The sequence below is a fragment of the Lysobacter sp. DMC104 genome (genome assembly GCF_056313665.1).
The window spans coordinates 1-24,047 of the sequence record NZ_JBQUZW010000011.1; the positions used below are offsets into that span (position 1 = coordinate 1).

25 protein-coding genes and 1 tRNA gene are annotated in these 24,047 nt (G+C 70.4%); 13 read left to right on the top strand and 13 right to left on the bottom strand.

Features of this window, described 5'->3' with window-relative positions; translation table 11 throughout:
- Positions 1-114 precede the first annotated feature (114 nt).
- From ACT53R_RS14180 to rplM, 3 genes are all read right to left on the bottom strand, one after another.
- Positions 115-189, bottom strand: a tRNA-Gln gene (locus tag ACT53R_RS14180).
- A gap of 92 nt (positions 190-281) precedes the next feature.
- Positions 282-674 (bottom strand): 30S ribosomal protein S9, encoded by a 393-nt coding sequence (rpsI, locus tag ACT53R_RS14185; protein ID WP_476172546.1) that lies wholly within the window; start codon positions 672-674, stop codon positions 282-284.
- A gap of 3 nt (positions 675-677) precedes the next feature.
- Entirely contained in the window at positions 678-1,106 is a 429-nt protein-coding gene (gene rplM, locus ACT53R_RS14190) for a 50S ribosomal protein L13 (RefSeq protein ID WP_476172547.1), read from the bottom strand.
- A 216-nt stretch (positions 1,107-1,322) separates the two neighbouring features.
- Between rplM and ACT53R_RS14195 the strand changes: the two genes are divergently transcribed.
- Together ACT53R_RS14195 and coq7 are read left to right on the top strand one after the other, a co-directional pair.
- Positions 1,323-2,465 (top strand): (Fe-S)-binding protein, encoded by a 1,143-nt coding sequence (locus ACT53R_RS14195; RefSeq protein WP_476172548.1) that lies wholly within the window; start codon positions 1,323-1,325, stop codon positions 2,463-2,465.
- The gene (gene coq7, locus ACT53R_RS14200; protein ID WP_476172549.1) at positions 2,462-3,106 is read left to right on the top strand and encodes a 2-polyprenyl-3-methyl-6-methoxy-1,4-benzoquinone monooxygenase; all 645 of its coding nucleotides are present in this window, start codon (positions 2,462-2,464) and stop codon (positions 3,104-3,106) included. The genes ACT53R_RS14195 and coq7 overlap by 4 nt, the downstream gene beginning before the upstream one ends.
- Positions 3,107-3,185: 79 nt before the next feature.
- On the opposite strand, the gene speD is transcribed toward coq7, so the two are convergent.
- Positions 3,186-3,980, bottom strand: a complete 795-nt coding sequence (gene speD / locus ACT53R_RS14205) for an adenosylmethionine decarboxylase (protein WP_476172550.1) — start codon at positions 3,978-3,980, stop codon at positions 3,186-3,188.
- A 177-nt stretch (positions 3,981-4,157) separates the two neighbouring features.
- Here speD and crp point away from each other — a divergent pair, with 177 nt between their 5' ends.
- From crp to ACT53R_RS14220, 3 genes are all read left to right on the top strand, one after another.
- Positions 4,158-4,847, top strand: coding sequence for a cAMP-activated global transcriptional regulator CRP (crp, locus tag ACT53R_RS14210; protein WP_476172551.1), 690 nt, complete (start codon positions 4,158-4,160; stop codon positions 4,845-4,847).
- Positions 4,848-4,865: 18 nt separating this feature from the next.
- Positions 4,866-5,321, top strand: a complete 456-nt coding sequence (locus ACT53R_RS14215) for an N-acetyltransferase family protein (protein WP_476172552.1) — start codon at positions 4,866-4,868, stop codon at positions 5,319-5,321.
- Positions 5,322-5,388: 67 nt separating this feature from the next.
- Complete coding sequence (locus ACT53R_RS14220; RefSeq protein ID WP_476172553.1) at positions 5,389-5,808, top strand: zf-TFIIB domain-containing protein; 420 nt, start codon at positions 5,389-5,391, stop codon at positions 5,806-5,808.
- Positions 5,809-5,859: 51 nt separating this feature from the next.
- Here ACT53R_RS14220 and ACT53R_RS14225 read toward each other — a convergent pair whose 3' ends face one another.
- Positions 5,860-7,776 carry a M48 family metalloprotease gene (locus tag ACT53R_RS14225; protein WP_476172554.1) on the bottom strand — a complete coding sequence of 639 codons (1,917 nt, stop codon included), beginning with the start codon at positions 7,774-7,776 and terminating at the stop codon, positions 5,860-5,862.
- 390 nt (positions 7,777-8,166) lie between these two features.
- Here ACT53R_RS14225 and ACT53R_RS14230 point away from each other — a divergent pair, with 390 nt between their 5' ends.
- Complete coding sequence (locus tag ACT53R_RS14230; protein ID WP_476172555.1) at positions 8,167-9,621, top strand: serine hydrolase domain-containing protein; 1,455 nt, start codon at positions 8,167-8,169, stop codon at positions 9,619-9,621.
- A 168-nt stretch (positions 9,622-9,789) separates the two neighbouring features.
- On the opposite strand, the gene ACT53R_RS14235 is transcribed toward ACT53R_RS14230, so the two are convergent.
- Positions 9,790-10,167 (bottom strand): hypothetical protein, encoded by a 378-nt coding sequence (locus tag ACT53R_RS14235; RefSeq protein WP_476172556.1) that lies wholly within the window; start codon positions 10,165-10,167, stop codon positions 9,790-9,792.
- Between the two features lie 525 nt (positions 10,168-10,692).
- Here ACT53R_RS14235 and ACT53R_RS14240 point away from each other — a divergent pair.
- The gene (locus ACT53R_RS14240; protein WP_476172557.1) at positions 10,693-11,160 is read left to right on the top strand and encodes a hypothetical protein; all 468 of its coding nucleotides are present in this window, start codon (positions 10,693-10,695) and stop codon (positions 11,158-11,160) included.
- Here the strand turns inward: ACT53R_RS14240 and gcvH are convergent.
- The 5 genes from gcvH to ACT53R_RS14265 form a co-directional block, all read right to left on the bottom strand.
- Positions 11,127-11,522, bottom strand: coding sequence for a glycine cleavage system protein GcvH (gene gcvH / locus ACT53R_RS14245; RefSeq protein WP_476172558.1), 396 nt, complete (start codon positions 11,520-11,522; stop codon positions 11,127-11,129). The genes ACT53R_RS14240 and gcvH overlap by 34 nt on opposite strands.
- A 68-nt stretch (positions 11,523-11,590) precedes the next feature.
- Entirely contained in the window at positions 11,591-12,691 is a 1,101-nt protein-coding gene (gene gcvT / locus ACT53R_RS14250; RefSeq protein WP_476172559.1) for a glycine cleavage system aminomethyltransferase GcvT, read from the bottom strand.
- 83 nt (positions 12,692-12,774) lie between these two features.
- Positions 12,775-13,443: a hypothetical protein gene (locus ACT53R_RS14255; protein WP_476172560.1), complete on the bottom strand. Its 669-nt coding sequence runs from the start codon at positions 13,441-13,443 to the stop codon at positions 12,775-12,777.
- A gap of 35 nt (positions 13,444-13,478) precedes the next feature.
- On the bottom strand, positions 13,479-13,913 hold the full coding sequence (locus ACT53R_RS14260; RefSeq protein ID WP_476172719.1) for an NfeD family protein: 435 nt from the start codon (positions 13,911-13,913) through the stop codon (positions 13,479-13,481).
- A 15-nt stretch (positions 13,914-13,928) separates the two neighbouring features.
- Positions 13,929-14,885: an SPFH domain-containing protein gene (locus tag ACT53R_RS14265; protein WP_476172561.1), complete on the bottom strand. Its 957-nt coding sequence runs from the start codon at positions 14,883-14,885 to the stop codon at positions 13,929-13,931.
- Between the two features lie 129 nt (positions 14,886-15,014).
- Here ACT53R_RS14265 and ACT53R_RS14270 point away from each other — a divergent pair, with 129 nt between their 5' ends.
- The 3 genes from ACT53R_RS14270 to ACT53R_RS14280 all read left to right on the top strand — a co-directional run bounded on the left by ACT53R_RS14270 (position 15,015) and on the right by ACT53R_RS14280 (position 17,799).
- Positions 15,015-15,647, top strand: coding sequence for an RNA polymerase sigma factor (locus tag ACT53R_RS14270; protein ID WP_476172562.1), 633 nt, complete (start codon positions 15,015-15,017; stop codon positions 15,645-15,647).
- Positions 15,640-16,434 (top strand): hypothetical protein, encoded by a 795-nt coding sequence (locus tag ACT53R_RS14275; protein ID WP_476172563.1) that lies wholly within the window; start codon positions 15,640-15,642, stop codon positions 16,432-16,434. The genes ACT53R_RS14270 and ACT53R_RS14275 overlap by 8 nt, the downstream gene beginning before the upstream one ends.
- Positions 16,435-16,500: 66 nt before the next feature.
- Complete coding sequence (locus tag ACT53R_RS14280; protein WP_476172564.1) at positions 16,501-17,799, top strand: PDZ domain-containing protein; 1,299 nt, start codon at positions 16,501-16,503, stop codon at positions 17,797-17,799.
- Between the two features lie 72 nt (positions 17,800-17,871).
- On the opposite strand, the gene ACT53R_RS14285 is transcribed toward ACT53R_RS14280, so the two are convergent.
- A complete protein-coding gene (locus tag ACT53R_RS14285; RefSeq protein ID WP_476172565.1) occupies positions 17,872-18,846 on the bottom strand; it encodes an aldo/keto reductase in 975 nt (324 codons plus the stop codon).
- Between the two features lie 292 nt (positions 18,847-19,138).
- Here ACT53R_RS14285 and ACT53R_RS14290 point away from each other — a divergent pair, with 292 nt between their 5' ends.
- Positions 19,139-19,876, top strand: a complete 738-nt coding sequence (locus ACT53R_RS14290; RefSeq protein ID WP_476172566.1) for a TMEM165/GDT1 family protein — start codon at positions 19,139-19,141, stop codon at positions 19,874-19,876.
- Here the strand turns inward: ACT53R_RS14290 and ACT53R_RS14295 are convergent.
- Positions 19,789-21,234 (bottom strand): Ca2+-dependent phosphoinositide-specific phospholipase C, encoded by a 1,446-nt coding sequence (locus ACT53R_RS14295; protein WP_476172567.1) that lies wholly within the window; start codon positions 21,232-21,234, stop codon positions 19,789-19,791. The genes ACT53R_RS14290 and ACT53R_RS14295 overlap by 88 nt on opposite strands.
- 118 nt (positions 21,235-21,352) lie before the next feature.
- Between ACT53R_RS14295 and ACT53R_RS14300 the strand changes: the two genes are divergently transcribed.
- Positions 21,353-22,498 (top strand): GGDEF domain-containing protein, encoded by a 1,146-nt coding sequence (locus ACT53R_RS14300; RefSeq protein ID WP_476172568.1) that lies wholly within the window; start codon positions 21,353-21,355, stop codon positions 22,496-22,498.
- A 99-nt stretch (positions 22,499-22,597) separates the two neighbouring features.
- On the top strand, positions 22,598-23,935 hold the full coding sequence (locus ACT53R_RS14305; RefSeq protein WP_476172569.1) for a NupC/NupG family nucleoside CNT transporter: 1,338 nt from the start codon (positions 22,598-22,600) through the stop codon (positions 23,933-23,935).
- Positions 23,936-24,047: the final 112 nt, after the last annotated feature.

Below are 24,047 nucleotides of genomic sequence, written 5' to 3' on the forward strand. Positions count from 1 at the left end.
ATTTTCAGGCTGTTGAAGCAGACTTCGATACAGGAACTAAGGCCCACTTTGGTCCGGAAAGGTTAGGAATTACCAAAAAAAAAGACACCCGCCTTGCGGCGGGTGTCTCGAAGATGGCAGCCCCGGATGGATTCGAACCACCGAATGCCTGAGTCAGAGTCAGGTGCCTTACCGCTTGGCGACGGGGCTGTAGTGCGAGCGGACCGCGATTGTAACGCCAAATCGGGGCCGCAAGCCAGTCGCGATCGGGACCCGACGGGTCCCGATGCGACGAAGCCGGATCAACGCTTGGAGAACTGGGTGGCGCGACGGGCCTTGTGCAGACCGATCTTCTTGCGCTCGACCTCGCGGGCGTCGCGGGTCATGAAGCCGGCCTTGCGCAGCTCGGACTTCAGGGTTTCGTCGTATTCGACCAGCGCGCGGGCGATGCCCAGGCGGATGGCGCCGGCCTGGCCGGTGGTGCCGCCGCCGGTCGCGGTGACGACGACATCGAACTTGTCGACGGTCTTGGTCAGTTCCAGCGGCTGGCGCACGATCATGCGCGCGGTCTCGCGGCCGAAGAACTCGTCCAGCGGACGGTCGTTGACGGTGATGTTGCCGGTGCCCTTGCGCAGGAAGACGCGGGCGACGGAGGACTTGCGACGGCCGGTGCCGTAATTCTGCTGAGTAGCCATCGGTTAGAGTTCCAGGACTTGCGGCTGCTGGGCGGCGTGCGGGTGTTCGGAACCCTTGTACACCTTGAGTTTCTTGTACATGGCGCGACCGAGCGGATTCTTCGGCAGCATGCCCTTCACGGCGATCTCGAGCACGCGCTCCGGATGGCGCTCCAGCGCCTGGGCGAGGGTCTCGGTCTTCAGGTTGCCGACGTAGCCGGTGAAGCGGTGGTACTTCTTGTCCAGCAGCTTGTTGCCGGTGACCGCGATCTTCTCCGCGTTGATCACGACGAAGTAGTCGCCGGTATCGACATGCGGGGTGTAGACGGGCTTGTGCTTGCCACGGAGGCGGTAGGCCAGTTCGGCTGCGAGACGGCCGAGCGTCTTGCCGCTGGCGTCGACGAGGTACCAGTCGCGCTGGACGGTCTCGTTCTTTGCGGTGAAAGTCTTCATGAAGGAACTCTGGTTGGGGCGCGCCTTGAGGTGCGCTGGTCGGGCTGGTTCCGGGCGGCTGGGCCGGCGGAACGTCGCCTCGCGTTGTCTGTGGAGCGGCTTCGCGGACCCGGAGCCGGGGCCGCAAAGAGGCGGGATGATAGCCCGGCGGGCGGGTCGTCGCAAGCCGCAGGGTCCGGCCTCGCGCGAGCGGGCGGCTTCCCGGAAGATGTCCGGATGAACGTCCCGGCGCCTCCCGCCCCGTCCCTGGCCGCCCTCGCCGACCGCTGCGTGCAGTGCGGGCTGTGCCTGCCGACGTGCCCGACCTACCGCCTGGCCGGGCTGGAAGCCGAGTCGCCGCGGGGCCGGATCGCGCTGGCGCGGGCACTGGACACCGGTGAGCTGGCGCCGACGCAGGCCATCGATGACCACCTCGACGCCTGCCTCGGCTGCCGCCGCTGCGAGGCGGTCTGCCCGGCGGGCGTGGACTACGGTGCACTGCTGACCGGCGCCCGGGTCCGGCAGCGCGCGCGACGACCCGCGGGCGCGCGCCAGCGTGCGATCGAAGCGCTGGCGGCCCGGCCGCGGACGCTGGCGCGGCTGCTCGACGTGTACCGGCGCGTCTGGCCGCTGCTGCCCCGGGCCGCGCGGCCGCTGCCGCGACCGCCGGCGCCTGCGGCACGCACCCCGCCGCCACGCGACATGCCTGCATCCGACGCCACCGCGGCGCTGTTCACCGGTTGCGTGGCGCGGGGCTACGACGCGGCGCTGTTCGCCGCCGTGGCGCGACTGGCCGCCGCGGCCGGCATCGCGCTCGAAACGCCGTCGGCGCAGACCTGCTGCGGCAGCCTGCACGCACACGCCGGCGACGCCGCCCGCGCGGCAACGCTCGCCGACGCCAACCGCGCCGCGTTCGCGGATCACGCGCTGGTGCTGGGGCTGTCCAGCGGCTGCCACGAGGCACTCGCCGATGCGCTCTCCGGCCAAGCCGTCGTCCGCGACGCCATCGACGTCCTCGCCGAACGCGCCGACCGGCTGCGGTTCGCACCGCGCACCGTGCGCATCGCGCTGCATCTGCCGTGCACGCAGCGGAACGTCGTCCGCAGCGACGGCGCCCTGCGCGCACTGCTGGCGCGGCTGCCGGGGCTGGAGATCGTCGACCTCGACGCCGGCTTCGGCTGCTGCGGCGCGGCCGGGACCGCGATGCTGGACGATCCGGCGCGGGCGGCGATCTTCCGGCAGCCGCTGCTGGACCAGCTCGCCGGCAGCGGCGCCGCGGTCGTGCTCAGCGCGAACATCGGCTGCCGCCTGCACCTCGCGAACGGCACCGCCGTGCCGGTGCGACATCCCCTGGAATTCCTCGCAGAATGTCTGGCATGACCGCGACCCGACACCTCACCCCGCTCGACCGCCTGCTCGCCGACGCGCAGAACGCACTGGAGACCGTCGCCGGCGCGCCGCGCGCCGAGCGGCCGAATCCGGGCGAGCGCGAAGCCGACGTGGTGCTGGACGAGGCCGAACGTCGCCACGCCGCCGGCCTCATGCGCATCAACCACGTCGGCGAGGTCTGCGCGCAGGCGCTGTACGTGGGCCAGGCCGCGGTCGCGCGCGACCCGGCCACGCGCGCGCAACTGCACGCGGCCGCGCAGGAGGAAACCGACCACCTCGCGTGGTGCGCGGACCGCCTGCGCGAGCTCGACAGCCGCCCCAGCGTGTTCAACCCGCTGTGGTACGCCGGCAGCTACGCGATCGGGCTCGCCGCCGGCCTGCGCGGCGACGGCTGGAACCTCGGCTTCGTGGTCGAGACCGAGCGCCAGGTCGAGGCGCACCTGCAAGAGCACCTGCGCACGTTGCCCGCCGCCGACGCACGCAGCCGGGCGATCCTCGAAGTGATGAAGGACGACGAAGTCCGCCACGCCGACCACGCCCAGGCCGCCGGCGCGAAACGCCTGCCGCAGCCGATCCCGACACTGATGGCCACGGCGTCGAAGCTGATGAAGGCGGTCGCGTACCGACTCTGACCGCGTCTGGCGCAACACGGGCCGCGGACACGAAAAAGCCGGCTTTCGCCGGCTTTTTCGCATGCATCTCACGAACGAATCACTCGACCAGGTTGCGGCCCTGGTACAGCTCCTCGATCTCGCGGCGCAGGCGCGCCTCGACCTTCATGCGTTCCTTGAACGAGAGGTTCTTGGCCTTCTCCTCGAACAGGTACTGGTCGAGGTCGAAGTCCTTGAGGTGCATCTTCGTGTGGAACAGGTTCTCCTGGTAGACGTTCACGTCGAGCATTTCGTAGCGCGACTTGATGTTCTTGGCCAGGTAGTCCTGGATCGAGTTGATCTTGTGGTCGATGTAGTGCTTCTTGCCCTTGATGTCGCGGGTGAAGCCGCGCACGCGGTAGTCCATCACCACGATGTCGGACTCGAGGCTCTCGATCAGGTAGTTCAGCGCCTTCAGCGGCGAGATCACGCCGCAGGTCGACACGTCGATGTCGGCGCGGAAGGTGGCGATGCCGTTGTCCGGATGGGTTTCCGGATATGTGTGCACGGTGATGTGCGACTTGTCCATGTGCGCGACCACGGCATCGGAGATGATCTCCTTGCCGGCCTGCTTCTTGTCGATCACCGGCTCCTCGGAGATGAGGATGGTCACCGACGCGCCCTGCGGGTCGTAGTCCTGGCGTGCGATGTTGAGGATGTTCGCGCCGATGATCTCCGCCACGTCGGTGAGGATCTGGGTGAGGCGGTCGGCGTTGTACTCCTCGTCGATGTACGCGATGTAGCGCTGACGCTCTTCCTCGGAGGCGGCGTAGCAGACGTCGTAGATGTTGAAGGACAGCGACTTGGTCAGGTTGTTGAAACCTTGCAGCTTCAGGCGCGGCAGCGGCTTGACCACGGCATCGGTTCCTCTGGGGGCGTTGGACGGGGGCGCGATTATGCGGCATTGCGGCAACGGGGGCGAGCCATTGCGGCGGCGCAGCATCAAGCTGCGTATCCTGTCGGGAGGATACGGTGCCGTTTGCCGGAATCGTGACAAACGCCTACTCTTGCCCTTTCATACGTTCAGGCTCGCATGAACCGACCCCCCGTGGCCACGCTGACTCCCCTTCGACGGAATGCCAATCCGCTCGCGCCCACGGTGGCGACCATCGAGCGCTTCCTCTCGCACTGCCACCGCCGCCGCTATCCGCCGCGCACGGAAGTCTTCCGTCCGGGCGACCCGGCCGGGACCCTGTACTACGTGATCTCGGGCTCGGTCAGCATCATCACCGAGGAAGAGGACGGTCGCGAACTGGTGTTGGGTTACTTCGGCCCGGGCGAATTCGTGGGCGAGATGGGCCTGTTCGTCGAAAGCGACCGCCGCGAGGTGGTGCTGCGCACCCGCACCCAGTGCGAACTGGCCGAGATCGGCTACGAGCGCCTGTACCAGTTGCTGGAAGGTCCGCTGGCCGGCGACGCCGCGCAGCTGATCTACGCCATCGGCGCCCAGTTGTCGCGCCGCCTGCTGGACACCAGCCGCAAGGCCGGCCGCCTGGCCTTCCTGGACGTCACCGACCGCATCATCCGCGCGCTGCACGACCTGACCCGCGAACCCGAGGCCATGAGCCACCCGCAGGGCACCCAGTTGCGCGTCTCCCGCCAGGAACTGGCGCGACTGGTCGGCTGCTCCCGCGAGATGGCCGGCCGCGTGCTGAAGAAGCTCCAGGTCGACGGCAAGCTGCACGCCCGCGGCAAGACCGTGGTCGTCTACGGCACTCGCTGACCGATGAGCGGCGCGGGGATGTCCGCTTCCCCGGTCGAGGTCGACCTCGACCTGCGCAACGCCACCCCGGCCGATGCCGACGAGGTGGCGGCGCTGCTCGGCGCCCTCGGCTATCCCTGCGATCCCGACGACGCCGCCGAACGCATCGCCGCCGTCCTGCACAACGATCGCCAGGCGCTGCTGCTGGCGCGCCTGCGCGGCGTCGCCTGCGGCCTGCTGTCGCTGGACTTCATGTACTACCTGCCGCTGGGCACCACCACCTGCCGCGTCACCGCGCTGGTGGTGAGCGACGACGCCCGCGGCCACGGCGTGGGCCGCGCCCTGCTGCGCGACGCCGAACGCCGCGCCCGCGCCGGCGGCGCCGCCCGCCTGGAAGTGACCAGCGCCGGCCACCGCACCGAGGCCCACGCCTTCTACCGCGCCTGCGGCTTCACCGACGGCGCGGTACGCTTCGTCAAGTCGCTGGGCGACTGAGCCCCGCTCGCGGGCGCCGGGACCGTCCGGCAGAATGTCGGCTCCTCCCGCCGACGACGGACGCGCCATGCAGTGCCCCAAGTGCCATGCCCCCATGACCCCGGTGCCCGACACCGAGGAGACCGTGCAGCGTTGCAGCGCGTGCCAGGGCATGTGGTTCGAGATCATGGCCCACGAGCAGCTGCGCGAAGAGGCCGAACGCATCGACCTGGTCGAACCCGCGCCGCCGCCGACGGACGCGACCTTCGACCCCACCGCGCCGGCGGCGCAGGTCATCCTCTGCCCGGCCTGCGGTCATTACCCGCTGATCCACATGGTGGACCCGCACCAGCCGCACATCCGCTTCGAGAGCTGCAAGTTCTGCTACGGCCGCTTCTACGACGCGGGCGAATTCCGCGACTTCGCCGACGAAGGCGAGTACGAGACCGCGATCGACCGGCTGCTGAAGAAGATCGCGCCGCTGGCGGAAGGCCCGAGCGAACTCTGAGGCGACAACGCGTCGCCTGATCGACGTCGCCACGTCGCGCCAGGCGTCGCGCTATGCCCGTTCCAGCATCGGCGGCAGCAGGCAATGCAGCACCGCGCACACGCAGCGCAGCCGTTCGGCGTTCGCGACCGTGATGCGACCATCGTGGCTCGCGGCGGCGGCCAGCGCTTCGACCAGCCGCTGCTTGCCCTCGGGCGCGAGGGCGTCGAGCACGGGCCACACCGGATCCAGCGCCAGCACGCCGTTCGCCGGCGGCACGTCGTCGACGGCGTGCTGCGGGAACGCGCGCTGGAGGCCCGCAAGGCACGCGCGACGCGCGTCCTGCGCGTCGGCATGGCTGGCGCGTGCGACCGTCGCCAGCAACACCGCGACCGCGTCGCGGGCCTCGTCCAGCCGGCCGCGACCGAACGGCGCATGCCGCGCCGGATCCAGCGCTTCGCGCATCTGCGATTGAAGCAGCGTCCCGAGGCCGTACTCGAACAGCGACATGCGGCCGTCTGTGTTCACCGCCGCATGCACCGCATCCAGGACCAGGCCGACCATCGCGCGCGGACGCTGGCCCAGCACCGGGAAGGCCAGCGCCGCCAGCGGCAGGTACAGCATCGGATGCAGTGCCAGCAGATGCTCGTCACGCAGCGCCTGCGCGTGCACGGCCGCCTGCTTGCCGAGGCGCGCGGCGATCTCGGTGTGCTGGCGCGCGCGCACCGCCGGATCGGCGTCCAGCAGCAGGCCGACCACCAGCGGCACCACGCTCTCGCGATCGGCGGCCAGCGCGCGCACCGCCGCCGGCAGCGCGGCGAGGATGGCACCGGCGCGGAGGTCGTCCGCGGCGGTCGGCTGCGCCACCTGCGCGGCGATCGCCGGCGGGTTCGCCGCGAACGTCGTCTCCACGGCAGGCAGCGTCGCGGCCTCGGCTCCCGGGCGCCTGCGCACGTCCTCGGCCATGCCGTCGGGAAGCTCGGCCGCCCAGCGCCGTTGCAGCGCCGACAACTGTGTCGCGTCGAACGTCGGCTCCAGCGCGCGGATGCGTTGCAGCAGCGGCGGGTGCGTCGCGAAGAGCCCCTGCAAGCCCGCGCCGTCCGCGAACAACATGTGGCCGATGTCCTCGGCCTCGGCGCGCCGGGACAGCGTCGCACCGCCGGACACGGCGGCAATCTTCTTCAGCGCACCCGCCAGACCCGCGGTCTGCCCCATGGACTGCACCGCGGCGGCATCCGCCAACCGTGCACGCGAGCGGCTCGTGCCGGCCTTGATCAACCGCGCGAACCACAGGCCCGGGATGCCGACCACAATCGCCAGCGACGCCAGCACCATGGCCGGCATCGCGCCCGCGTTCCGCCAGCCGCCGGACGCGTGGCCGTATTCGAGGATCCTGCTGCCGGCGATCGACGGCAACAGCAGGCCGGACAGCAGCCCCGCCAGGTGCATGTCGAGGCGCATGTCGCCGTGGAGCATGCGGCTGAAGGCATGCGCGACCACGCCCTGCAACTCGTCGCGACCGAGTCGCTCCAGCGCGCCGCGCGTCACCACGATCGCGGCGTCGGCCGTCCCGTGTCCGGCGACGAAGGCGTTGATGCCGGATTCGTGCTCCAGCACGTGCAGCGTCGGCATCGGCACGCCGGAGGCGATCGCGACCGCTTCGACCACGCCGCGCAGCCGCCGCAGCTGCGGATCGCGGCTCTGCTCCGGCACCGGCACGCCGCCCATCTGGCGCGCCACGGCTTCGCCGCCGCCGGACAGACCGGCGATGCGGGACAGCGAGCCGAGGCCGATGACGGCCAGCACGCCCAGCGAGACCAGCGCCAGCAGACCCAGCGTCTCGCCGGGCGTGGCGGTGTCCTTCGCGGCGACGGGCAGCCACGCCACGAAATCGACGGCCAGCACGAGGCCGGCCACCGCCAGCGCGAACAGCAGCACGAGGCGGAGCGCGGCGAGGCGCGCGGCGGCCTGGCGGTCGAAGACGTTCATGCGGGGAGAGCGTCGGAGGACGGACGCAGGAGGCAGCGCCGGCCTGTGTCGCGATGCGGGAGAGGACGGTGGATCAGAACGCCACCCGTGATGCGGCGCGAAGATGCCAGCGACCACCCGGGGCGGCCCCGGCCGAGTGATGGCCGATTGCGACCGCCCGCACACGAACGAACGCCGGAATTGCGAGCAGGATCAACAAAATAACCACCAAACCTCCCCTTGTTCATGCAAACCGCGGAAGGGACGCTATGATCGCCGGAAGCCCGGCGGAAGACCGGGCACGTCCGCCACAGCGGACGGACGCACCGACGCGACCCTTCACGCGATCGCCCCGCGCGATCGAACCACATGATCGACCCGCAGGCGAAGCATACGCAGGGGGCAAGAGCGATGAAAGACGAGTACCGGCGCCGTTCCGCACCGACACCTGCCCGCGCGCAACGCCTGCGCCGACGGTTCCCGCTGCTCGCCATCGCCGCCGGACTGAGTGCCTTGCTGCTGCCGCTGTCCGCCGGCGTGTCGGCGCAGACCTCGCTGCGCTGGGACAGCAGCCTCGGCGACGGCGCGGTGCTCGGCAACGCCAGCGTGTACTCGCCGCGCGCCACGATGGTCCGCGTGTTCCCGGGCAGCAGCCTGCGGGTCGTGCCGCCGGCGACGGGCTTCAACGTCACCGAATTCGAGACGCTGGCGCAGGGGCTGGTCAACGGCCAGAAGGTCCCCGGCCTGGCGATGGCGATCGTGCAGGGCGGTCGCGTCCTCAGCGCCCGCGGCTACGGCATCACCGACGTGAACCGCCCCGAGACCGTCGACGAACACACCGTGTTCCGGCTGGCCTCGCTGTCGAAGTCCTTCGCCTCCACCGCCACCGGCCTGCTGGTCAACCAGGGCCGCCTGCGCTGGGACAGCCGCGTCGTCGACTACTACCCCACCCTGCAGTTCTCCGAGCCGCGCGCAGCGCTGGAGCTCACCGTCGCCGACGTACTGAGCCATCGCGTCGGCCTTGGCCACAACGCCTTCGATCGCGATCTCGAAGGCAACGCCGAATACGCCTCGCTGGTGCGCAAGATGGCGTACACGCCGATGCAGTGCGCGCCCGGCGAGTGCTACGCCTACCAGAACATCGCCTACAGCCTGATCGGCGACGTCGTCCGCGGCGCCAGCGGCGAACCCTTCGAGCAGTGGGTGACGCAGCGCGTGTTCGCACCGCTGGGCATGCGCGACGCGAGCTACGGCCTCGACGGCATCCAGGCCAGCCCGCGCTGGGCGAAGCCGCACGTGCGCGTCGCACGCGGCTGGTCGTCGGTGATGCCCAAGCCGAGCTACTACCGCGTCGCGCCCGCGGCGGGCGTCAACGCCAGCATCAGCGACATGGCGCAGTGGCTGGTCGCACAGACCGGGCATCGCCCCGACGTGCTGCCGTCCGCGCTGCTGGCGACGCTGCACGCGCCGCTGATCGACACGCCCGCCGAGACCCGCGGGTCGAAGTGGCGCAGCGTGCGACTCGACGCCGCCGGCTACGGCCTGGGCTGGCGCGTGTTCGACTATGCCGGCCACCGCGTGGTCTTCCACGGCGGCGCGGTGCAGGGCTATCGCGGCGCGATCGCGCTGCTGCCCGAACGCGACCTCGGCGTCGTCATCCTCTGGAACGCCAACAGCGGCGCCCCGTCGGGGCTGCTGCCGACCGTCCTCGATCGCGCCCTCGGCCTGCCGCCGCAGCAGTGGCTGGACAGCGAGCCCGAACCGCTGGAGGAAGGGCTTTACGCTCAGGGCCTGCCGAAGCTGCCGGATCCGCCGGCGGCCGGCGGCGGCGCGGAAAGCTCGGTCTCGGACGCGAAGCCCGAGTAAATCGTTCTCCCCACGCGCTTCATATCCGTGCGCCCGGCGCACGGGCGGCATCGCGCTGCCGACGTCCGATGACGGAAGCGCATCCCGGACGACAGGCATAAAAAAACTCCCTCTCCGCCTGGGCGGCGCGGAGAGGGAGTTCGGGTGACGCAGATCGGGGTGACGCGATTACGCCATCGGCTCGACAGCAGCCGGAGCGGCGGCCGGCGCAGCCTTCTTCGCGCGCTTCTTGGCAACCTTCTTCGCCGGCTTCTTCGCAGCCTTCTTGGCGGCCTTCTTCGCGGCGGGCTTCTTCGCAGCCTTCTTCGCGGTCTTCTTGGCAGCCTTCTTCGCGGTCTTCTTGGCAGCCTTCTTCGCAGTCTTCTTGGCGGCCTTCTTCGCGGTCTTCTTCACGGCCTTCTTGGCGGCCTTCTTCGCCGGCTTCTTGGCGACCTTCTTGGCGGCCTTCTTCGCGGCGGTCTTGCGGACGGCCTTCTTCGCCGCCTTCTTCACGGTTTTCTTGGCGGCCTTCTTGACGGCCTTCTTCGCAGCTTTCTTCGCAGCCATGGTATGGCTCTCCTCGTCAGTGGACTTGCGTTGGGTATTACGGCCCAGACATCAAACGGATCGCGGGAGTCGGACCCGCCATCCACCGCCGGCGCACTAGGCAAGCCGGTACGGATTCGGCCCGGCGTCGCGACCGCGACGACCGGAGGAAAGACACGACAACGTCGAACCGCCCCGCATCCGTCGCGACGATGTCGCAGCAGACATGACTCATCCCGGCGTCATCCCGACTTCGGGCGAAAAGGCGCGGGCGGGAGAGCCCGGTGACGACGTGGCGTTTTGCGAAGGAGACGAAGCCTGTTTCCACCGGAACCGAGGTCCGGAAGGAAGTCCTGATTGTGCTTCGCGTTTTCGTCTTGGAGGGACTCACTCACTTCTGCGCAGGCGACACTTGGGGCGAAACCTAATCACGGTTTTTTCCACTGTCAACACCCCGACGCGAAAAAAATCGCGCGACGCTTCGCGTGCGCGCCGCGCGCGGTGCATCGGGGAGCACGCATGCGACGTGCACCACCGCAAGCACGCATGCCGAACGCGCGCGACGCCGCGAAACGAAACATCTTTTTTTCAGCGGTTTTGTTCCACGCGTTTGCGCGACGACGCCCGAAGACGGCTCGTCGGCGGCGCGTGCCGGCGCATCCGCAGGCACGGATGAAGGCTGGCGAAAGCGGATCGTTCGACGTTCGTCGGAACGGACCGGATTTCGCGTCGCACAAGCCCGAATGCGCGGAACTGCGCGAACAATGCGCGGCCTCCGATGGCGCGATCGGCCCGGCCGGCAGCGCGATGCGCGCGCGATCGACGTGCGATCGGCGCATGCACGATGCGCTCGCCGACGCCGCGATCGTCGCCTCGCGCGGCATCGATGCGCACGGCGACAGGCAAGAAAAAAGCCGTCCGCGGTGGCGGACGGCTTCGCGATGTCGACGGCGCGGCGGTGCGCCGCGCGCCGGACGAGGTCAGTGTTCCTCGTCTTCCAGCAGTTCGGCGTAGTCGTCGGGACCGAGGAGTTCGTTGAGCTGGTCGGCGTCCTCGATCTCCAGGACGAACAGCCAGCCTTCGCCGTAGGCGTCCTCGTTGATGGTTTCCGGCTTGTCGGCGAGCGGCGCGTTGACCGCGACGACGGTGCCGCTGACCGGCGCGTAGACGTCGGAGGCGGCCTTCACCGACTCGACGACGGCGCAGGCATTGCCGGCCTCGACGCGGTCGCCGATGTTCGGCAGCTCGACGTAGACCAGGTCGCCGAGCAGGCCCTGCGCGTGGTCGGAGATGCCCACGGTGACCTTGCCGTCTCCTTCGACGCGGGCCCATTCGTGGGACTTCATGAACTTCAGATCGCCGGGGATGTCGCTCATCGTGGGCTCCGCAGGGGTGGCGGTGAAAGTGGAGGAATGCGTCTAGTTTAGAAGCGCTGGGCCGGCGGTCAAATGCCTTCCTGCGCCTTGCCGTCGCGCACGAACGGAAACTTGACGACGCGCACGGGGACATCGCGGCCGCGGATGTCGACGCGGACGTCGCCGAGTTCGCCCGCCGGCACCCGCGCGAAGGCGATCGCCTTGCCGAGCGTGGGCGAGAAAGTGCCGGAAAGGATCTCGCCGTCGCCGGCGGCGGTGCGCACGGTCTGGCCGTGGCGCAGCACGCCCTTCTCGTCCATCACCAGGCCGATCATGCGGCGCGGCACGCCCGCGGCCTGCTGTGCTTCGAGCGCGGCACGCCCGTTGAAGTCGCGACCCGCGTCAAGGGCGACGGTCCAGGCCAGCGCGGCCTCGAACGGCGTGGTGTCCTCGTCCATGTCCTGTCCGTAGAGGTTCATGCCGGCTTCCAGGCGCAGCGTGTCGCGCGCGCCGAGGCCGGCCGGCTTCACGCCCGCGGCCAGCAGCGCGTCCCACAGCGCGACCGCGCGCTCCTGCGGCACGACGATCTCGAAGCCGTCCTCGCCGGTGTAGCCGGTGCGGGCGAGGAACAGCGGCGTGCCGTCGCGCAGCGTGGCTTCGGTCGCGGCGAAGCGGGTGATCTTCGCGGCGGCAGGCGCGGTGTCGGGCGAGAGCAGGCCCAGCGTCTTCTCGCGGGCGTTGGGGCCCTGCACGGCGATCATCGCCAGCTCGGCGCGCTCGGTCATCTCCACGCCGAACGGCGCGGCCTGCGCGGCGATCCACGCGAGGTCCTTGTCGCGGGTGGCGGCGTTCACCACGAGGCGGAAGAAGTCCTCGGCCAGGAAGTAGACGATGAGGTCGTCGACCACGCCGCCGCGTTCGTTGAGCATGCAGGTGTAGAGCGCCTTGCCCGGCTTCTGCAGCTTGTCGACGCTGTTGGCGACGAGGCGGCGCAGGAATTCGCGGGTGCGGGCGCCGCGCAGGTCGACCACGGTCATGTGCGAGACGTCGAACATGCCGGCGTCGCGACGCACCTGGTGATGCTCGTCGAGCTGCGAGCCGTAGCTGAGCGGCATGTCCCAGCCGCCGAAATCGACCATCTTCGCGCCGAGGGCGCGGTGGGCATCGTTGAGGATCGTCTTGAGCGTCATCGCGGGGCCTGGCTGCCGAAAGTCCGGCATTATCCCAGACCCCGCCCGCGGATGGTCCACCTCCGGGGCGGGCAAACGTGCGGTCAGACGCCGGCGGCGGGGTTCGCGCAGCTCACCTGCGCCGTCTCCACCTCGACCAGCTTGCCGGCGTCGGTATCGAAGCGGCGGACCCAGTGCAGGTCGGCGCTGGTCTCGCCGGCACCGTAGCGCACGATGGCGATGACGCCCGGCGCGTCCTTGCCGCCGAGCTTGCAGGCGCCCAGCTGCATCTCGTACCCGGGCGGGAGCTGCGGCACGTCGACGGCATCCAGCACCTGCCAGCGCGGCTTGCCGTCGGCGCCCGGATCGGCCTTGCGCGAGGCGGTGACGAAGCGCGCCATCGCGGCCGACGCGCCCTTGGCGGCATCGCCGACCATCGCGATGCCGAAGTCGCAGACACGATCCAGGCCGGCACCGCTGGGCACGCAACTGCCGGCGATCTCGCTGAGACCGTCGGGATACGGCGGCACGACCAGGCCGACCAGCGCCGCGGCGCCGCTGGCCGGTGCATCGGGCTGCGCCGCGGGCGCAGTGGTCGCGGGCGCCGGCATCGTGGCGGCATCGGCCGGCGTCGCGGCAGGCGTGGCCGTCGTCGCGGCATCCGTCGCGGGCGCGGCGTCGTGGCCGCAAGCGGCGAGCGCCAGCAGCGCGACGCACAGGCCGGCGACGGGCAGGTGCGGAAGCACGCGGGCGGGGCGGATCGACATGGTCATGGGGAATCTCCTCGATCGACGTTCGATGCGGCCGGTCAGTCGGCCGCTTCCACTTTCAGGATCATGCCGTGCACGTCGACGATGCGCACGTTGGCACCGGCGGGCAGGTCGGGGCCGCTGACCTGCCAGAACGCATCGGCGATCTGCACGCGTCCGGCGCCCTGCGCGATCGCGCTTTCCAGCGGCACCACGCGGCCGACCAGTTGTTCGGCGCGACGGTTGAGGGTGGAGCGGTCGGCGGAGGATTCGCGGCCGCGGAACCACTTGCGCGAGATCTGCACCGAGATCGCCGCGAGGACGACGAACAGCACCGCCTGCACCAGGAACGACAGCCCGGGCACCAGCCACACCACCAGCGCGAGCGCGCCGGCGGCGAAGCCCAGCCACAACATGAAGGCGCCCGGTGCGAGCAGTTCCAGCCCGACCAGCACCAGCGCCGCGACGGCCCACAGAAACACCTCAGGACGCATCCCGAAGTCCATGGCTCAGCCTCCGCTGCGCGGGATCGACGGCGGCTTCGCACCGCCCTGCTGCTGGTGGTTCAGCGCTTCCTTCGCCAGTTCGGTGATGCCGGCCAGCGAGCCGAGCACGCCGCTGGATTCCATCGGCAGCATCACGAATTTCTGGTTCGGCGCCTCGGCCAGCGCCTTGAACGCCTCGATGTACTTCTGGGCGACGAAGTAGTTGATGGCGTTGACGTTGCCGCCGGCGATGGCGTCGGACACCATCTGCGTCGCCTTCGCCTCGGCCTCGGCCAGGCGCTCGCGGGCCTCGGCCTCGCGGAACGCGGCCTCGCGCTTGCCTTCGGCTTCCAGCACCGCGGCCTGCTTCTCGCCTTCGGCGCGCAGGATCGCCGACTGGCGGACGCCTTCGGCTTCGAGCACCGCGGCGCGCTTGTTCTGCTCGGCCATCTTCTGCTGCTGCATCGACGCGACGAGGTCGCGCGGCGGCTGGATGTCCTTCAGTTCGATGCGATTGACCTTGATGCCCCACGGGTGCGTGGCGTGGTCGACCGCGGTCAGCACCTTGGCGTTGATCTCGTCGCGCTTGGACAGCGATTCGTCGAGGTCCATCGAGCCGATCGCGGTGCGGATGTTGGTCATCACCAGGTTGAGGATCGCCACTTCGAGCTGGGCGACCTCGTACGCGGCCTTGGCGGCGTCGAGCACCTGGAAATACACCACGCCGTCGACCTTCACCACGGCGTTGTCCTTGGTGATGACGTCCTGGCTGGGCACGTCCATCACCTGTTCCATCATGTTGATCTTGCGGCCGACGCCCTGGTAGATCGGGATGAGCAGGTGCAGGCCCGGCGACATGGTGTGGGTGTACTTGCCGAAGGCCTCGACCGTCCACTCGTAGCCCTGGGGCACCATGCGGATGGCCTTGAAGAAGAAGATCGCGACGACCGCGACGACGACGAAACCGATGAACGAACCCATCTGGAACCCTCCCTGCCGAGTGGCGGCCAGTATAGGGCCGGACGGGGACGTCCACGGGACGGCGCGGGCCGACGAACGGTATCGCCCGGCTGCGACGGTTTCGCCCCGTGGCGCATCCTGTCTTCTCAGATGACCCCGAACGCCTCCGCTTTCGCGATCGATGTGCCCGACGTCCTGCTGGTGCGCCTGCGCCGGGGCGAGGCCGCGGCGTTCGAGCAGGTCTACCGCTGGTTCGAGCGCCCGGTGTTCACCCTCGCGTTGCGTGTCTGCGGCGAACGCGAGCTGGCCGCCGACGTGCTGCAGGACACCATGCTGAAGGCGTTCGACCGGATCGGCGATTTCCGCGGGCGCGGCACCGGCACCGACGACGCGCCGTTCTGGGCCTGGCTGCGGCGGATCGCGGTGAACGAGGCGCTGATGGCGCTGCGTCGCCGGCGCCCCGAGACCGGCGGCGATGCGCTGGACGACCTCGATCCGGTCGACGACGTCACCCCGCCGCCGGCCACCGCCGCGGATGCCGCGCGGTTGCAGCGCGCGCTGGACGCGCTGCCGGCGCTCACCCGCACCGTGCTGTGGCTGTACCACGCCGAGGGCTACACCCACGAGGAGATCGCGGCGCTGATGCAGCGCACGCCGAGCTTCTCGAAATCGCAGCTGTCGCGCGGCGGTCGCCGCCTGCGCGCGCTGCTCGAACCCGATGCGGCCGCCGATGCCGCATCGCCTGCCGCAACCGCCGTCATCCGCGAGGCCGCCCATGGCTGACGCATCCCGTTCCCCGTTTTCCGGCCCGCCGGCCGCCCCGCAAAGCTGGGGCGAGGCGTTCGCCGCATTGCCGCAGGACGCGCCCGACGCCTCGCGCTGGCCCGTGCTTGCGCAGGCCGCCGCGCGCCGCGCCGCACGCACGCGGCGGCGTCGCATCGGCCTGGCGCTCGCCGCCGGCCTGTGTGCGCTGGCGCTGCTGCCGTTCGCGCTGCGTCGCGCGGACGAGCATGCCGTCGCGCCCGCACCGGCCGCGTCCGTCGCCGCGGCCCCGTCGCCGGCATCCCGTCGCGACACGCCGCAGGCCACGCCGGTCATCACCTCCCCGGTCGATGCCCCGGTCGAAGCGACACCCATCGCGACGCCGGCACCGCGACTCGCCCGGGTCGATCGCCCGAAGCCGCGTGCGACCCCGCGACGTGCTGCCGCGACATCGCATGGCACCGCACCGATCCTCGCCGACGCGACGCCCGCGTCGACCGATGCCGACAACCGCACTGCGCTCGACACGCTGTACGCGACGTCCGCGCAGCTGGAATCGCTGCTGGCGCTGGCCCGTGATACCCGCGTCGACAGTGGCCCGGCCGCGGCGCTGGCCGGCGATTACGACGCCGAGCTCGCCGCGATCGATGCGCATCTCGCACAGCCGGCGCTGCCTGCGAGCGAACAGCTGCGGCTATGGCAGGCGCGGGTCGACACGCTCCAACAGGCCGCCGGACTCGAAAGCCAGCTGCGCGCACTCGCCGCCAGCGGCCGCCGCCTCGACGGCGCGCTGGTCAGCATCGACTGAGCACGTCTCGTCCCGCTCTTCATTCCTGATCCCTGTCTCTCTCCGCGTCACCCTCACGAGGTTCCCATGACCCGCTCGCGCACCTCCCTGCTCGCCCTCGCCGTCGCGGCCGCACTGCCGCTGGCCGGCGTCGTGCATTCGCAATCCGCGCCCGCCGCACCGACGCCGCCGGCACCGCCCGCGCCCCCCGCCGCCCCCAAGCCGCCGACCGCGGCGCAACAGAAGGAGATCGACGCCGCGCGCGCCGACCTCGAACGCGCCGCGAAACGCCTCGCCGAACTGACCGGGCATCGCATGGGCCCTGGCTTCGCCCCGCACTTCGCTCGCGATTTCGGCGGCATGCCGGCGCGACCGGTGATCGGCGTGCTGCTGGCGCCGGATGCCGACGCCGGCGTGCGCATCGCCGGGGTGACCCCCGACGGCGCCGCCGCGGCCGCCGGCCTGAAGACCGGCGATCGCCTGCTGCGCATCGGCGGCAAGCCGATCGCCGGCCCATCGCCGGAAGCGCGCGTGGAATCGGCGCGCGCGCTGCTGCAGGGCAGCGACGAGAAGACCGCGGTGAAACTGACCTACGCGCGTGACGGCCGCGAAGCCGACGTGTCCGTCACGCCGAAGCTGGATCCGCGGATCATGATCTTCACCGGCGACGGCGGGATGATGCGGCCGGGCGGCAGCGTGATCGTGCGCCGCATCGGCGATCGCACCGAAGTGCAGGCCGACGCGATCGACATGGCGATGCCCGACGGCATGGCGCCGCCGCCGGGCGATCGCGACGTGCAGGTCTTCACCTTCACCGGCGATGCGCCCACGGCAGACGGGCGCGCCGGGCATCGAGTGATCCGGATCGAATGCAAGGGCGGCGGCCAGGACTGCGTGCAGCACGCCACGATGGGCGGCTTTGCGCCGCACGCGCCGGGCGGCGAGCGCCGTCTGGCCGAAGCCTTCCGCTGGAACGGCCTGAACCTGGCATCGGTGGACGCGCAGCTGGGCCGCTACTTCGGCACCGACAAGGGCGTGCTGGTGCTGAGCACGGGGCCGGCATTGGAGAACCTGCAGCCCGGCGACGTGATCCAGCGCGTCGACGGCAAGCCGGTGGACACGCCGCGCGCGGTGATGGACGCGCTGCGCGGCAAGCCGGCCGACAGCAGCGTGCCGGTGGATTACCTGCGCGACCGCAAGAGCGCGTCGGCGAAGATCAGGGTGCCGAAGGCGATGCCGATCGCGTCGATCCCGCCCATGCCGCCCATGCCCCCGCTGCCCGACATGCCGCCGATGCCACCCATGCCGTCGAAGGACGGCCCGGCGCCGGCCGCCCCCGAAGCGCCGATGCCGCCCCCGCCGCCTCCGCCGCCGCGCGTGGATTGAGCGACGCGCACACGGAAACGCCCCGCTTCGGCGGGGCGTTTCGCATCCGGGCTGCGGATCGCGACGACGCGATCAACCCGCGGTCGCGGCCTCGATCCGGCGCCATGCGGCGTCATCCACGCTGTCCACCAGCGCCAGCGCCTGGAGGTTCTGGTGCAACTGTTCGGCGCGGCTCGCGCCCAGCAGCACGGTCGACACGTGCGGGTTGCGCAGGCACCAGGCGATCGCCAGCGGCGCCGGCGGCACGCCCAGTTCTTCGGCGATCGCGACGAAGCGGCGCGCGCGCCCCGGGCGGTCGGCGTCCTCGGGCCCCATCACCAGCCGCTGCAGCCAGCCCTGGCCTTCCAGCCCGAGGCGCGCGTCGGCCGGCGCGCCGGCGGCGTACTTGCCGGTCAGCAGGCCGGACGCCAGCGGCGACCACACCGTGGTGCCGAGGCCCAGCTCCGCGTACAGCGGCGCGTATTCCAGCTCGACCCGCTCGCGATGCAGCAGGTTGTATTGCGGCTGCTCCATCGACGGCGCGTGCAGGCCGTGGTGGCGGGCGATCTTCACCGCCTCGCGGATCGACGTCGCCGACCATTCCGACGTGCCCCAGTACAGCACCTTGCCCTGCCGGATCAGCGTGTCCATCGCCCACACCGTTTCCTCGATCGGCGTGTCCGGATCGGGGCGATGGCAGAAATAGAGGTCGAGGTAATCCACCCGCAGGCGCTTCAGCGCGGCGTCGCAGGCGTCGCGCACGTGCTTGCGCGAAAGGCCCTTCTGCATCGGCCGCGGGTCGGCGGCCGAGCCGAACATGACCTTGCTGGTGACGGCGAACCCGTCGCGCGGCAGGCGCAGGTCGGCGATGACGTCGCCCATCACCCGCTCGGCCTCGCCGTTGGCGTAGCCCTCGGCGTTGTCGAACAGGTTGATGCCGTGGTCCCAGGCGATGGCGATGAGTTCGCGCGCGGCACCGCGGCCGATCTGGCCGCCGAAGGTCATCCAGGCGCCGAACGACAGCGCGGAAACCTGCAGGCCGGTGGAGCCGAGACGTCGATACTGCATGGTGCGTTCCGTGACCGAGGCGGGGCCGGCCAGTGTACCCGCGGGCGTCGCGGCGACCGAAGCGGGCAGAACGAAGCGGGCAGAACCGGGTAAACTGCGCGCTCCCTCCTCCGGGGAGTAGCCCACCGGCCACGGCCGGTCCCCGCGTCAACACACTTGGCCCGCAGGCCATGGCGCGGAACGGTCGCACGGCGACCGCGGGCAAGACCGAAGGCAGGCGTCGCGCCAACCCGGGCCGGGCTGCGCGGCGTTTGCCTTCGCCTCCGCGCGAAGCCCGGCCCCGGAGTTCCGAATGGATCTGTCCTCGCTGTCCACCCTCGGCGTGTCCACGCTGACGGTCGCCATCGCCGAGATCGGCGACAAGACCCAGTTGCTGGCACTGCTGCTGGCGGCCCGTTTCCGCCGCCCGTGGCCGATCATCGCCGGCATCTTCGTCGCCACCGTGTTCAACCACGCGCTGGCCGGCTGGGTCGGCGCGCTGATCGCCTCGCACCTCACCCCGGACACATTGCGCTGGATCGTGGTCGCCAGCTTCGCCGCGATCGGCCTGTGGACGCTGGTGCCCGACAAGATCGACGAGGACGGCGAAAAGCTGCCGGCGCGCGGCGCGTTCGTCGCCACGGTGATCGCGTTCTTCCTGGCCGAGATCGGCGACAAGACCCAGATCGCGACGATCGTGCTGGCGGCGAAGTCACCGACGCTGTGGCCGGTGGTGTTCGGCACCACGATCGGCATGCTGCTGGCGAACGTGCCGGTGGTGGCACTGGGCAGCAAGTTCGCGACGAAGCTGCCGTTGAAGGCGGCGCGGATGGCGGCGGCGGCGCTGTTCCTCGCGCTGGCGGCGTGGGTCGCGGTGAACGGCGTGTCGGTGGCGACGACCGCACCGGCTGCCGCACCGACGCCGGCCTCGCCCGTGGGCGAAGCCGGACGTCGGGGCGAGGCTCAGAACGTGGTCTGGGCCCAGTCGGCGACCGGCAGGCGCTCGAACTGCTGCGACGTCGTCGCGCTGCAGGCTTCGGTCTTCAGCTGAGTGCCGGTGGTCGTGACGCCACCCGGCACCGCCGCGCAGTAGGCGGTGTTGGAGCGGCTGCGCAGGCGGCCGTCGGGCATCAGGAACCACTTCTCCGAATCGCCGCCGTCGCAGTCCCACAGGTGCATCGCCTTGGCGTTGCCCGCGGTGCCGCCGGAGATGTCCATGCAGTAGACGTTGTTGCCGCGCGGCCGCAGCTGGCCTTCCGCGGTGTAGACGAACTGCTGGTCGGCGCCGCCGGTGCAGGTTTCCTGGTCGATCTGGCTGCCGTTGGAATACCCGTTGCTGCGGGTGCCGACGCAGCGGGTGCCGCCGGCGCTGTAGGGTCGCAACGTGAAGTAGCCGGGCACGCCGCGCCGGGTGCCGACCAGCGGGATGTTCCCCGTCCACGACGGCACGAACACGCTGGTCGCCGAGAGCGACTCGGTCACGTCCATGCCCACCGCGGTCACGCCGTGGGCCACGGCGATGTAGACCGGCGAGTAGTCGGTGCTGGTGAAGTCGCCGGCCGCGCCCCACAGGTGCATCAGCTGGCGGTACTGCGCCGAGCGGTTGGCGACGAGCTGGTAGTGGTCGCCCGCCTGCACGTTCGCGCACAGCATCTGGCCGGAGGCCGCGGCCGACATGCCGTCGACGATGCCGGAAATCTCGTCCGGGTCCGGCGCGTCCACGTCGGGGCAGAGGAAAGCACGCGTCGACGCGCCGCGCAGCGAGATCATCGCGTCCATGCCCTGGTTCACCGCGCCGATGCGGCCGCCGGTGAAGGCGACGATGATCCGCCCGCGCAGCGAATCGGCGGTCGGCCAGCCCGCCGACATCAGCTTCTCGCGCGCGGTCGCGCCCGGCGCGGCGGCGATCGCGTTGCGCAGGTCGGCGTAACGGTACTGGCGCGCGCCGAGGTAGCCGCCGACGAAGGCATCGAGTGCGTCGATCTTCGACACGTCCCAGGCGGTGAGCGCATTGGCGACGCGCGTCTTCATGTCGACGAAGACCACGATCGGCAGTTCGCCGGGATGCGCGTTCTGCCAGTCGACGATGTCGTCGAGGCAGTCGGCCAGGCGGTCGGCGGTGCCGCGGCAGTTGCTGTTCACCGGGCCGCCGTCATGGGCGACGTACGGACCGCGGGCGTTGGTCCACCAGCTGTCCTGGTCCTGCACGTCCAGCTCGACCGTGCGATAGCCGGCGGACAGCCACAGCGTCAGCTGCGCGCCGTGGTCGTAGCTGTTGTGCGGCTGCAGCATGTAGAGCTGGTCGAAGCGCGGCGCGGCCTGGGCGGCGGCGCTGCCGCAGGCGGCGAACGCAGCCAGCAACGCGAAGGCGGCACCGAACGGGCGCCTGTCACCTTTTCGGAACGACATCGAATCTCTCCCTGAATCGATCGGACGAGCGGCCATCCTGCCACGTCCGGCACGGCGCGGGACGTGCACGGCCGGCGACGCTATGCTGTCCGCCGATCGAGGGCAGGCACGCAACGGCATGAGCATCACCGGCGACTGGAAACGCGATCTGCTGCGGACGCTGTTCGCGCGGCCGGACGAAGTCATGCTGGATCTGGGCGCCGGCGGCGAACTGCTGGTCGCGCGGGTACGCGCCACGCTGTCCGCACTGGCGCTGCTGCTGGTGCCGGTGGCGATGATCGGCAACCAGGGCGCCGGCAGCGTGACCGAGTTCGTGATCGGCCTCGGCGCATCGGTGTTCATCAATCTGTGCGCGCAGATCTGGCTGGCGCTGGCGCGCAATCGCCGCCGCCACACCTGGCTGCCCTACGCCACCACCACCTACGACGTCACCACCACGACACTGGCGTTGGCACTGCTGCACCTCGGCGATCCGGTCGCGCCGTTCAACAGCATGATCATCTGGACCTTCTACCTGATCTCGATCAGCATGACCGCGCTGCGCAACGACGGCCGGCTGACGCTCTACGCCGGCGCGCTGTCGATCGTGCAGAACAGCGCGATGGTGGCCTTGCTGTACATGGCGGCCGATTCGCCGGAACAGCTGGTGTCGGTCGACTACGGCTCGGTGTCGCTGGGCAGCCAGGTCGAACGCCAGGTCCTGCTGCTGATGATGACGGTGCTCACCGCGACCGTGGTGTTCCGCATGCAGCGGCTGATCGAATCCTCCGGCAGCGACGGCCTGACCGGCCTGCCCAACCGCGCCTGGCTGGTGCAGCGCATGCCGCGGGTGCTGGAGACGGTGCGCGAGGAAGGCACGTCGCTGACCCTCGCCCTGCTCGACCTCGACGACTTCAAGCGCGTCAACGTCGCCTACGGCCACCTCGCCGGCGACCGCGCCATCCGCCACATCGCCGGATCGATGCGCGAGATGCTGCAGCCGAAGGAGCGGCTGATCCGGATCGGCGGCCAGGAGTTCGTGCTGCTGCTGAACTGCCCGATCGGCAACGCCTGGGAGCGCCTGGACCGCCTGCGCCAGCTGATGCTCGAGCGCCCGTTCGTGCCCGAGCGCGGCGGCGACCCGCTCAAGATCACCTTCAGCGGCGGCCTGTCCAGCTATCCGGCCGACGGCAGCGACGTGTCCTCGCTGCTGCGCAGCGCCGACCGCCGGCTGCAGGTGGCCAAGCGCGAGGGCTGCAACCGGGTGATCGCCCGCGACACCTGAATGCCCGGGCCCCGGGCCCGCCGGCACCCGGCCCAGTTGCCCGGCCCGGCCGGCTGCCCTACCCTGCCCCGATTCTGCCGTCAGGTTTGGGGAGTGGGGATGGATGCGTTGATGCGGATCGGCTTCGGCCTGTTCGGACTCGCGGTGCTGCTGGGCATCGCCTGGGTGTTCTCGAGCAACAAGAAGGCGGTCGACTGGAAACTGGTCGGCACCGGCGTGGCGCTGCAGATCGTGTTCGCCGCCTTCGTGCTGCTGACCGGCTGGGGCAGCAAGATCTTCGAGGGCCTCGGCGCCGTCTTCGTCAAGCTGATCGGCTTCACCAACGAAGGCTCGAAGATGATCCTCGGCGGCTTCGCCGACCAGGACAAGTACGGCTTCGTCTTCATCTTCCATGCGCTGCCGACGGTGATCTTCTTCGCCTCGTTCATGGCCGTGCTGTACCACCTCGGGGTGATGCAGTGGATCGTGAAGATGATGGCGATGGCGATCACCAAGGTGATGAAGGTGTCCGGCGCCGAGACCACCAGCGTCTGCGCCAGCGTGTTCATCGGCCAGACCGAGGCGCCGCTGACCGTGCGCCCGTACATCAACCGCATGACCGAGTCCGAGCTGCTGACGATGATGATCGGCGGCATGGCGCACATCGCCGGCGGCGTGATGGCGGTGTACATCGGCATGCTGGCCGGCACCGACGTGGTGCAGCAGCAGATCTACGCCAAGCACTTCCTGGCCGCGTCGATCATGGCCGCGCCGGCCACGCTGCTGATCGCCAAGATCCTGATCCCGGAGACCGGCACGCCGCTCACCGGCGGCAAGGTCACGATCCACGTCGAGCGCGAGAGCAAGAACATCATCGACGCCGCCGCCGGCGGTGCGTCCGACGGCATGAAGCTGGCGATCAACATCGCCGCGATGCTGCTGGCGTTCGTGGCCCTGATCGCGATGCTGAACTCGATCATCGGCTGGTTCGGCGACCTGCACATCCCGGGTTACCAGAGCCTCAACATGATGCTCAACGACGGTGCGGTCGACGTCGCCGCGCAGAAGGTGCGGCTCAACCTCGGCCTGATCCTCGGCTACGTGCTGGCACCGATCGCCTGGGTCATCGGCATCGACTGGAACGATTCGGTGATCGCCGGCGGCCTGATCGGCCAGAAGGTGGTGCTGAACGAGTTCATTGCCTACCTGCAGCTGTCGCAGACGCCGGTCGGCGACGGCCCGGGCCAGATCAGCGAGCATTCGCGCCTGATCCTGACCTACGCGCTGTGCGGCTTCGCCAACTTCGCCTCGATCGCGATCCAGATCGGCGGCATCGGCGGCCTCGCGCCCGAGCGCCGCGGCGACCTCGCCCGTTTCGGCCTGCGCGCCGTGCTCGGCGGCTCGATCGCCACGCTGATGACCGCGACCATCGCCGGCGTGCTGATCGGCCTGCGCTGACGCCCGCCCCGGAAGGCCGCCCCGCGGCGGCCTTCCCGTTCCACACGCCATGTCCCGCCCGCCGCCTCCGGAGCGATCCGGAGGCGGCGGCGTCTCACGCTCCAGGAATCCC

Bases quoted from the DNA above. Each gene is read 5' to 3' on its own strand.
- rpsI (WP_476172546.1), bottom strand. From the start codon at position 674: ATGGCTACTCAGCAGAATTACGGCACCGGCCGTCGCAAGTCCTCCGTC.
- rplM (WP_476172547.1), bottom strand. From the start codon at position 1,106: ATGAAGACTTTCACCGCAAAGAACGAGACCGTCCAGCGCGACTGGTAC.
- ACT53R_RS14195 (WP_476172548.1), top strand. From the start codon at position 1,323: ATGAACGTCCCGGCGCCTCCCGCCCCGTCCCTGGCCGCCCTCGCCGAC.
- coq7 (WP_476172549.1), top strand. From the start codon at position 2,462: ATGACCGCGACCCGACACCTCACCCCGCTCGACCGCCTGCTCGCCGAC.
- crp (WP_476172551.1), top strand. From the start codon at position 4,158: ATGAACCGACCCCCCGTGGCCACGCTGACTCCCCTTCGACGGAATGCC.
- ACT53R_RS14215 (WP_476172552.1), top strand. From the start codon at position 4,866: ATGTCCGCTTCCCCGGTCGAGGTCGACCTCGACCTGCGCAACGCCACC.
- ACT53R_RS14220 (WP_476172553.1), top strand. From the start codon at position 5,389: ATGCAGTGCCCCAAGTGCCATGCCCCCATGACCCCGGTGCCCGACACC.
- ACT53R_RS14225 (WP_476172554.1), bottom strand. From the start codon at position 7,776: ATGAACGTCTTCGACCGCCAGGCCGCCGCGCGCCTCGCCGCGCTCCGC.
- ACT53R_RS14230 (WP_476172555.1), top strand. From the start codon at position 8,167: ATGAAAGACGAGTACCGGCGCCGTTCCGCACCGACACCTGCCCGCGCG.
- ACT53R_RS14235 (WP_476172556.1), bottom strand. From the start codon at position 10,167: ATGGCTGCGAAGAAAGCTGCGAAGAAGGCCGTCAAGAAGGCCGCCAAG.
- ACT53R_RS14240 (WP_476172557.1), top strand. From the start codon at position 10,693: ATGCCGAACGCGCGCGACGCCGCGAAACGAAACATCTTTTTTTCAGCG.
- gcvH (WP_476172558.1), bottom strand. From the start codon at position 11,522: ATGAGCGACATCCCCGGCGATCTGAAGTTCATGAAGTCCCACGAATGG.
- gcvT (WP_476172559.1), bottom strand. From the start codon at position 12,691: ATGACGCTCAAGACGATCCTCAACGATGCCCACCGCGCCCTCGGCGCG.
- ACT53R_RS14255 (WP_476172560.1), bottom strand. From the start codon at position 13,443: ATGACCATGTCGATCCGCCCCGCCCGCGTGCTTCCGCACCTGCCCGTC.
- ACT53R_RS14260 (WP_476172719.1), bottom strand. From the start codon at position 13,913: ATGCGTCCTGAGGTGTTTCTGTGGGCCGTCGCGGCGCTGGTGCTGGTC.
- ACT53R_RS14265 (WP_476172561.1), bottom strand. From the start codon at position 14,885: ATGGGTTCGTTCATCGGTTTCGTCGTCGTCGCGGTCGTCGCGATCTTC.
- ACT53R_RS14270 (WP_476172562.1), top strand. From the start codon at position 15,015: ATGACCCCGAACGCCTCCGCTTTCGCGATCGATGTGCCCGACGTCCTG.
- ACT53R_RS14275 (WP_476172563.1), top strand. From the start codon at position 15,640: ATGGCTGACGCATCCCGTTCCCCGTTTTCCGGCCCGCCGGCCGCCCCG.
- ACT53R_RS14280 (WP_476172564.1), top strand. From the start codon at position 16,501: ATGACCCGCTCGCGCACCTCCCTGCTCGCCCTCGCCGTCGCGGCCGCA.
- ACT53R_RS14285 (WP_476172565.1), bottom strand. From the start codon at position 18,846: ATGCAGTATCGACGTCTCGGCTCCACCGGCCTGCAGGTTTCCGCGCTG.
- ACT53R_RS14290 (WP_476172566.1), top strand. From the start codon at position 19,139: ATGGATCTGTCCTCGCTGTCCACCCTCGGCGTGTCCACGCTGACGGTC.
- ACT53R_RS14295 (WP_476172567.1), bottom strand. From the start codon at position 21,234: ATGTCGTTCCGAAAAGGTGACAGGCGCCCGTTCGGTGCCGCCTTCGCG.
- ACT53R_RS14300 (WP_476172568.1), top strand. From the start codon at position 21,353: ATGAGCATCACCGGCGACTGGAAACGCGATCTGCTGCGGACGCTGTTC.
- ACT53R_RS14305 (WP_476172569.1), top strand. From the start codon at position 22,598: ATGGATGCGTTGATGCGGATCGGCTTCGGCCTGTTCGGACTCGCGGTG.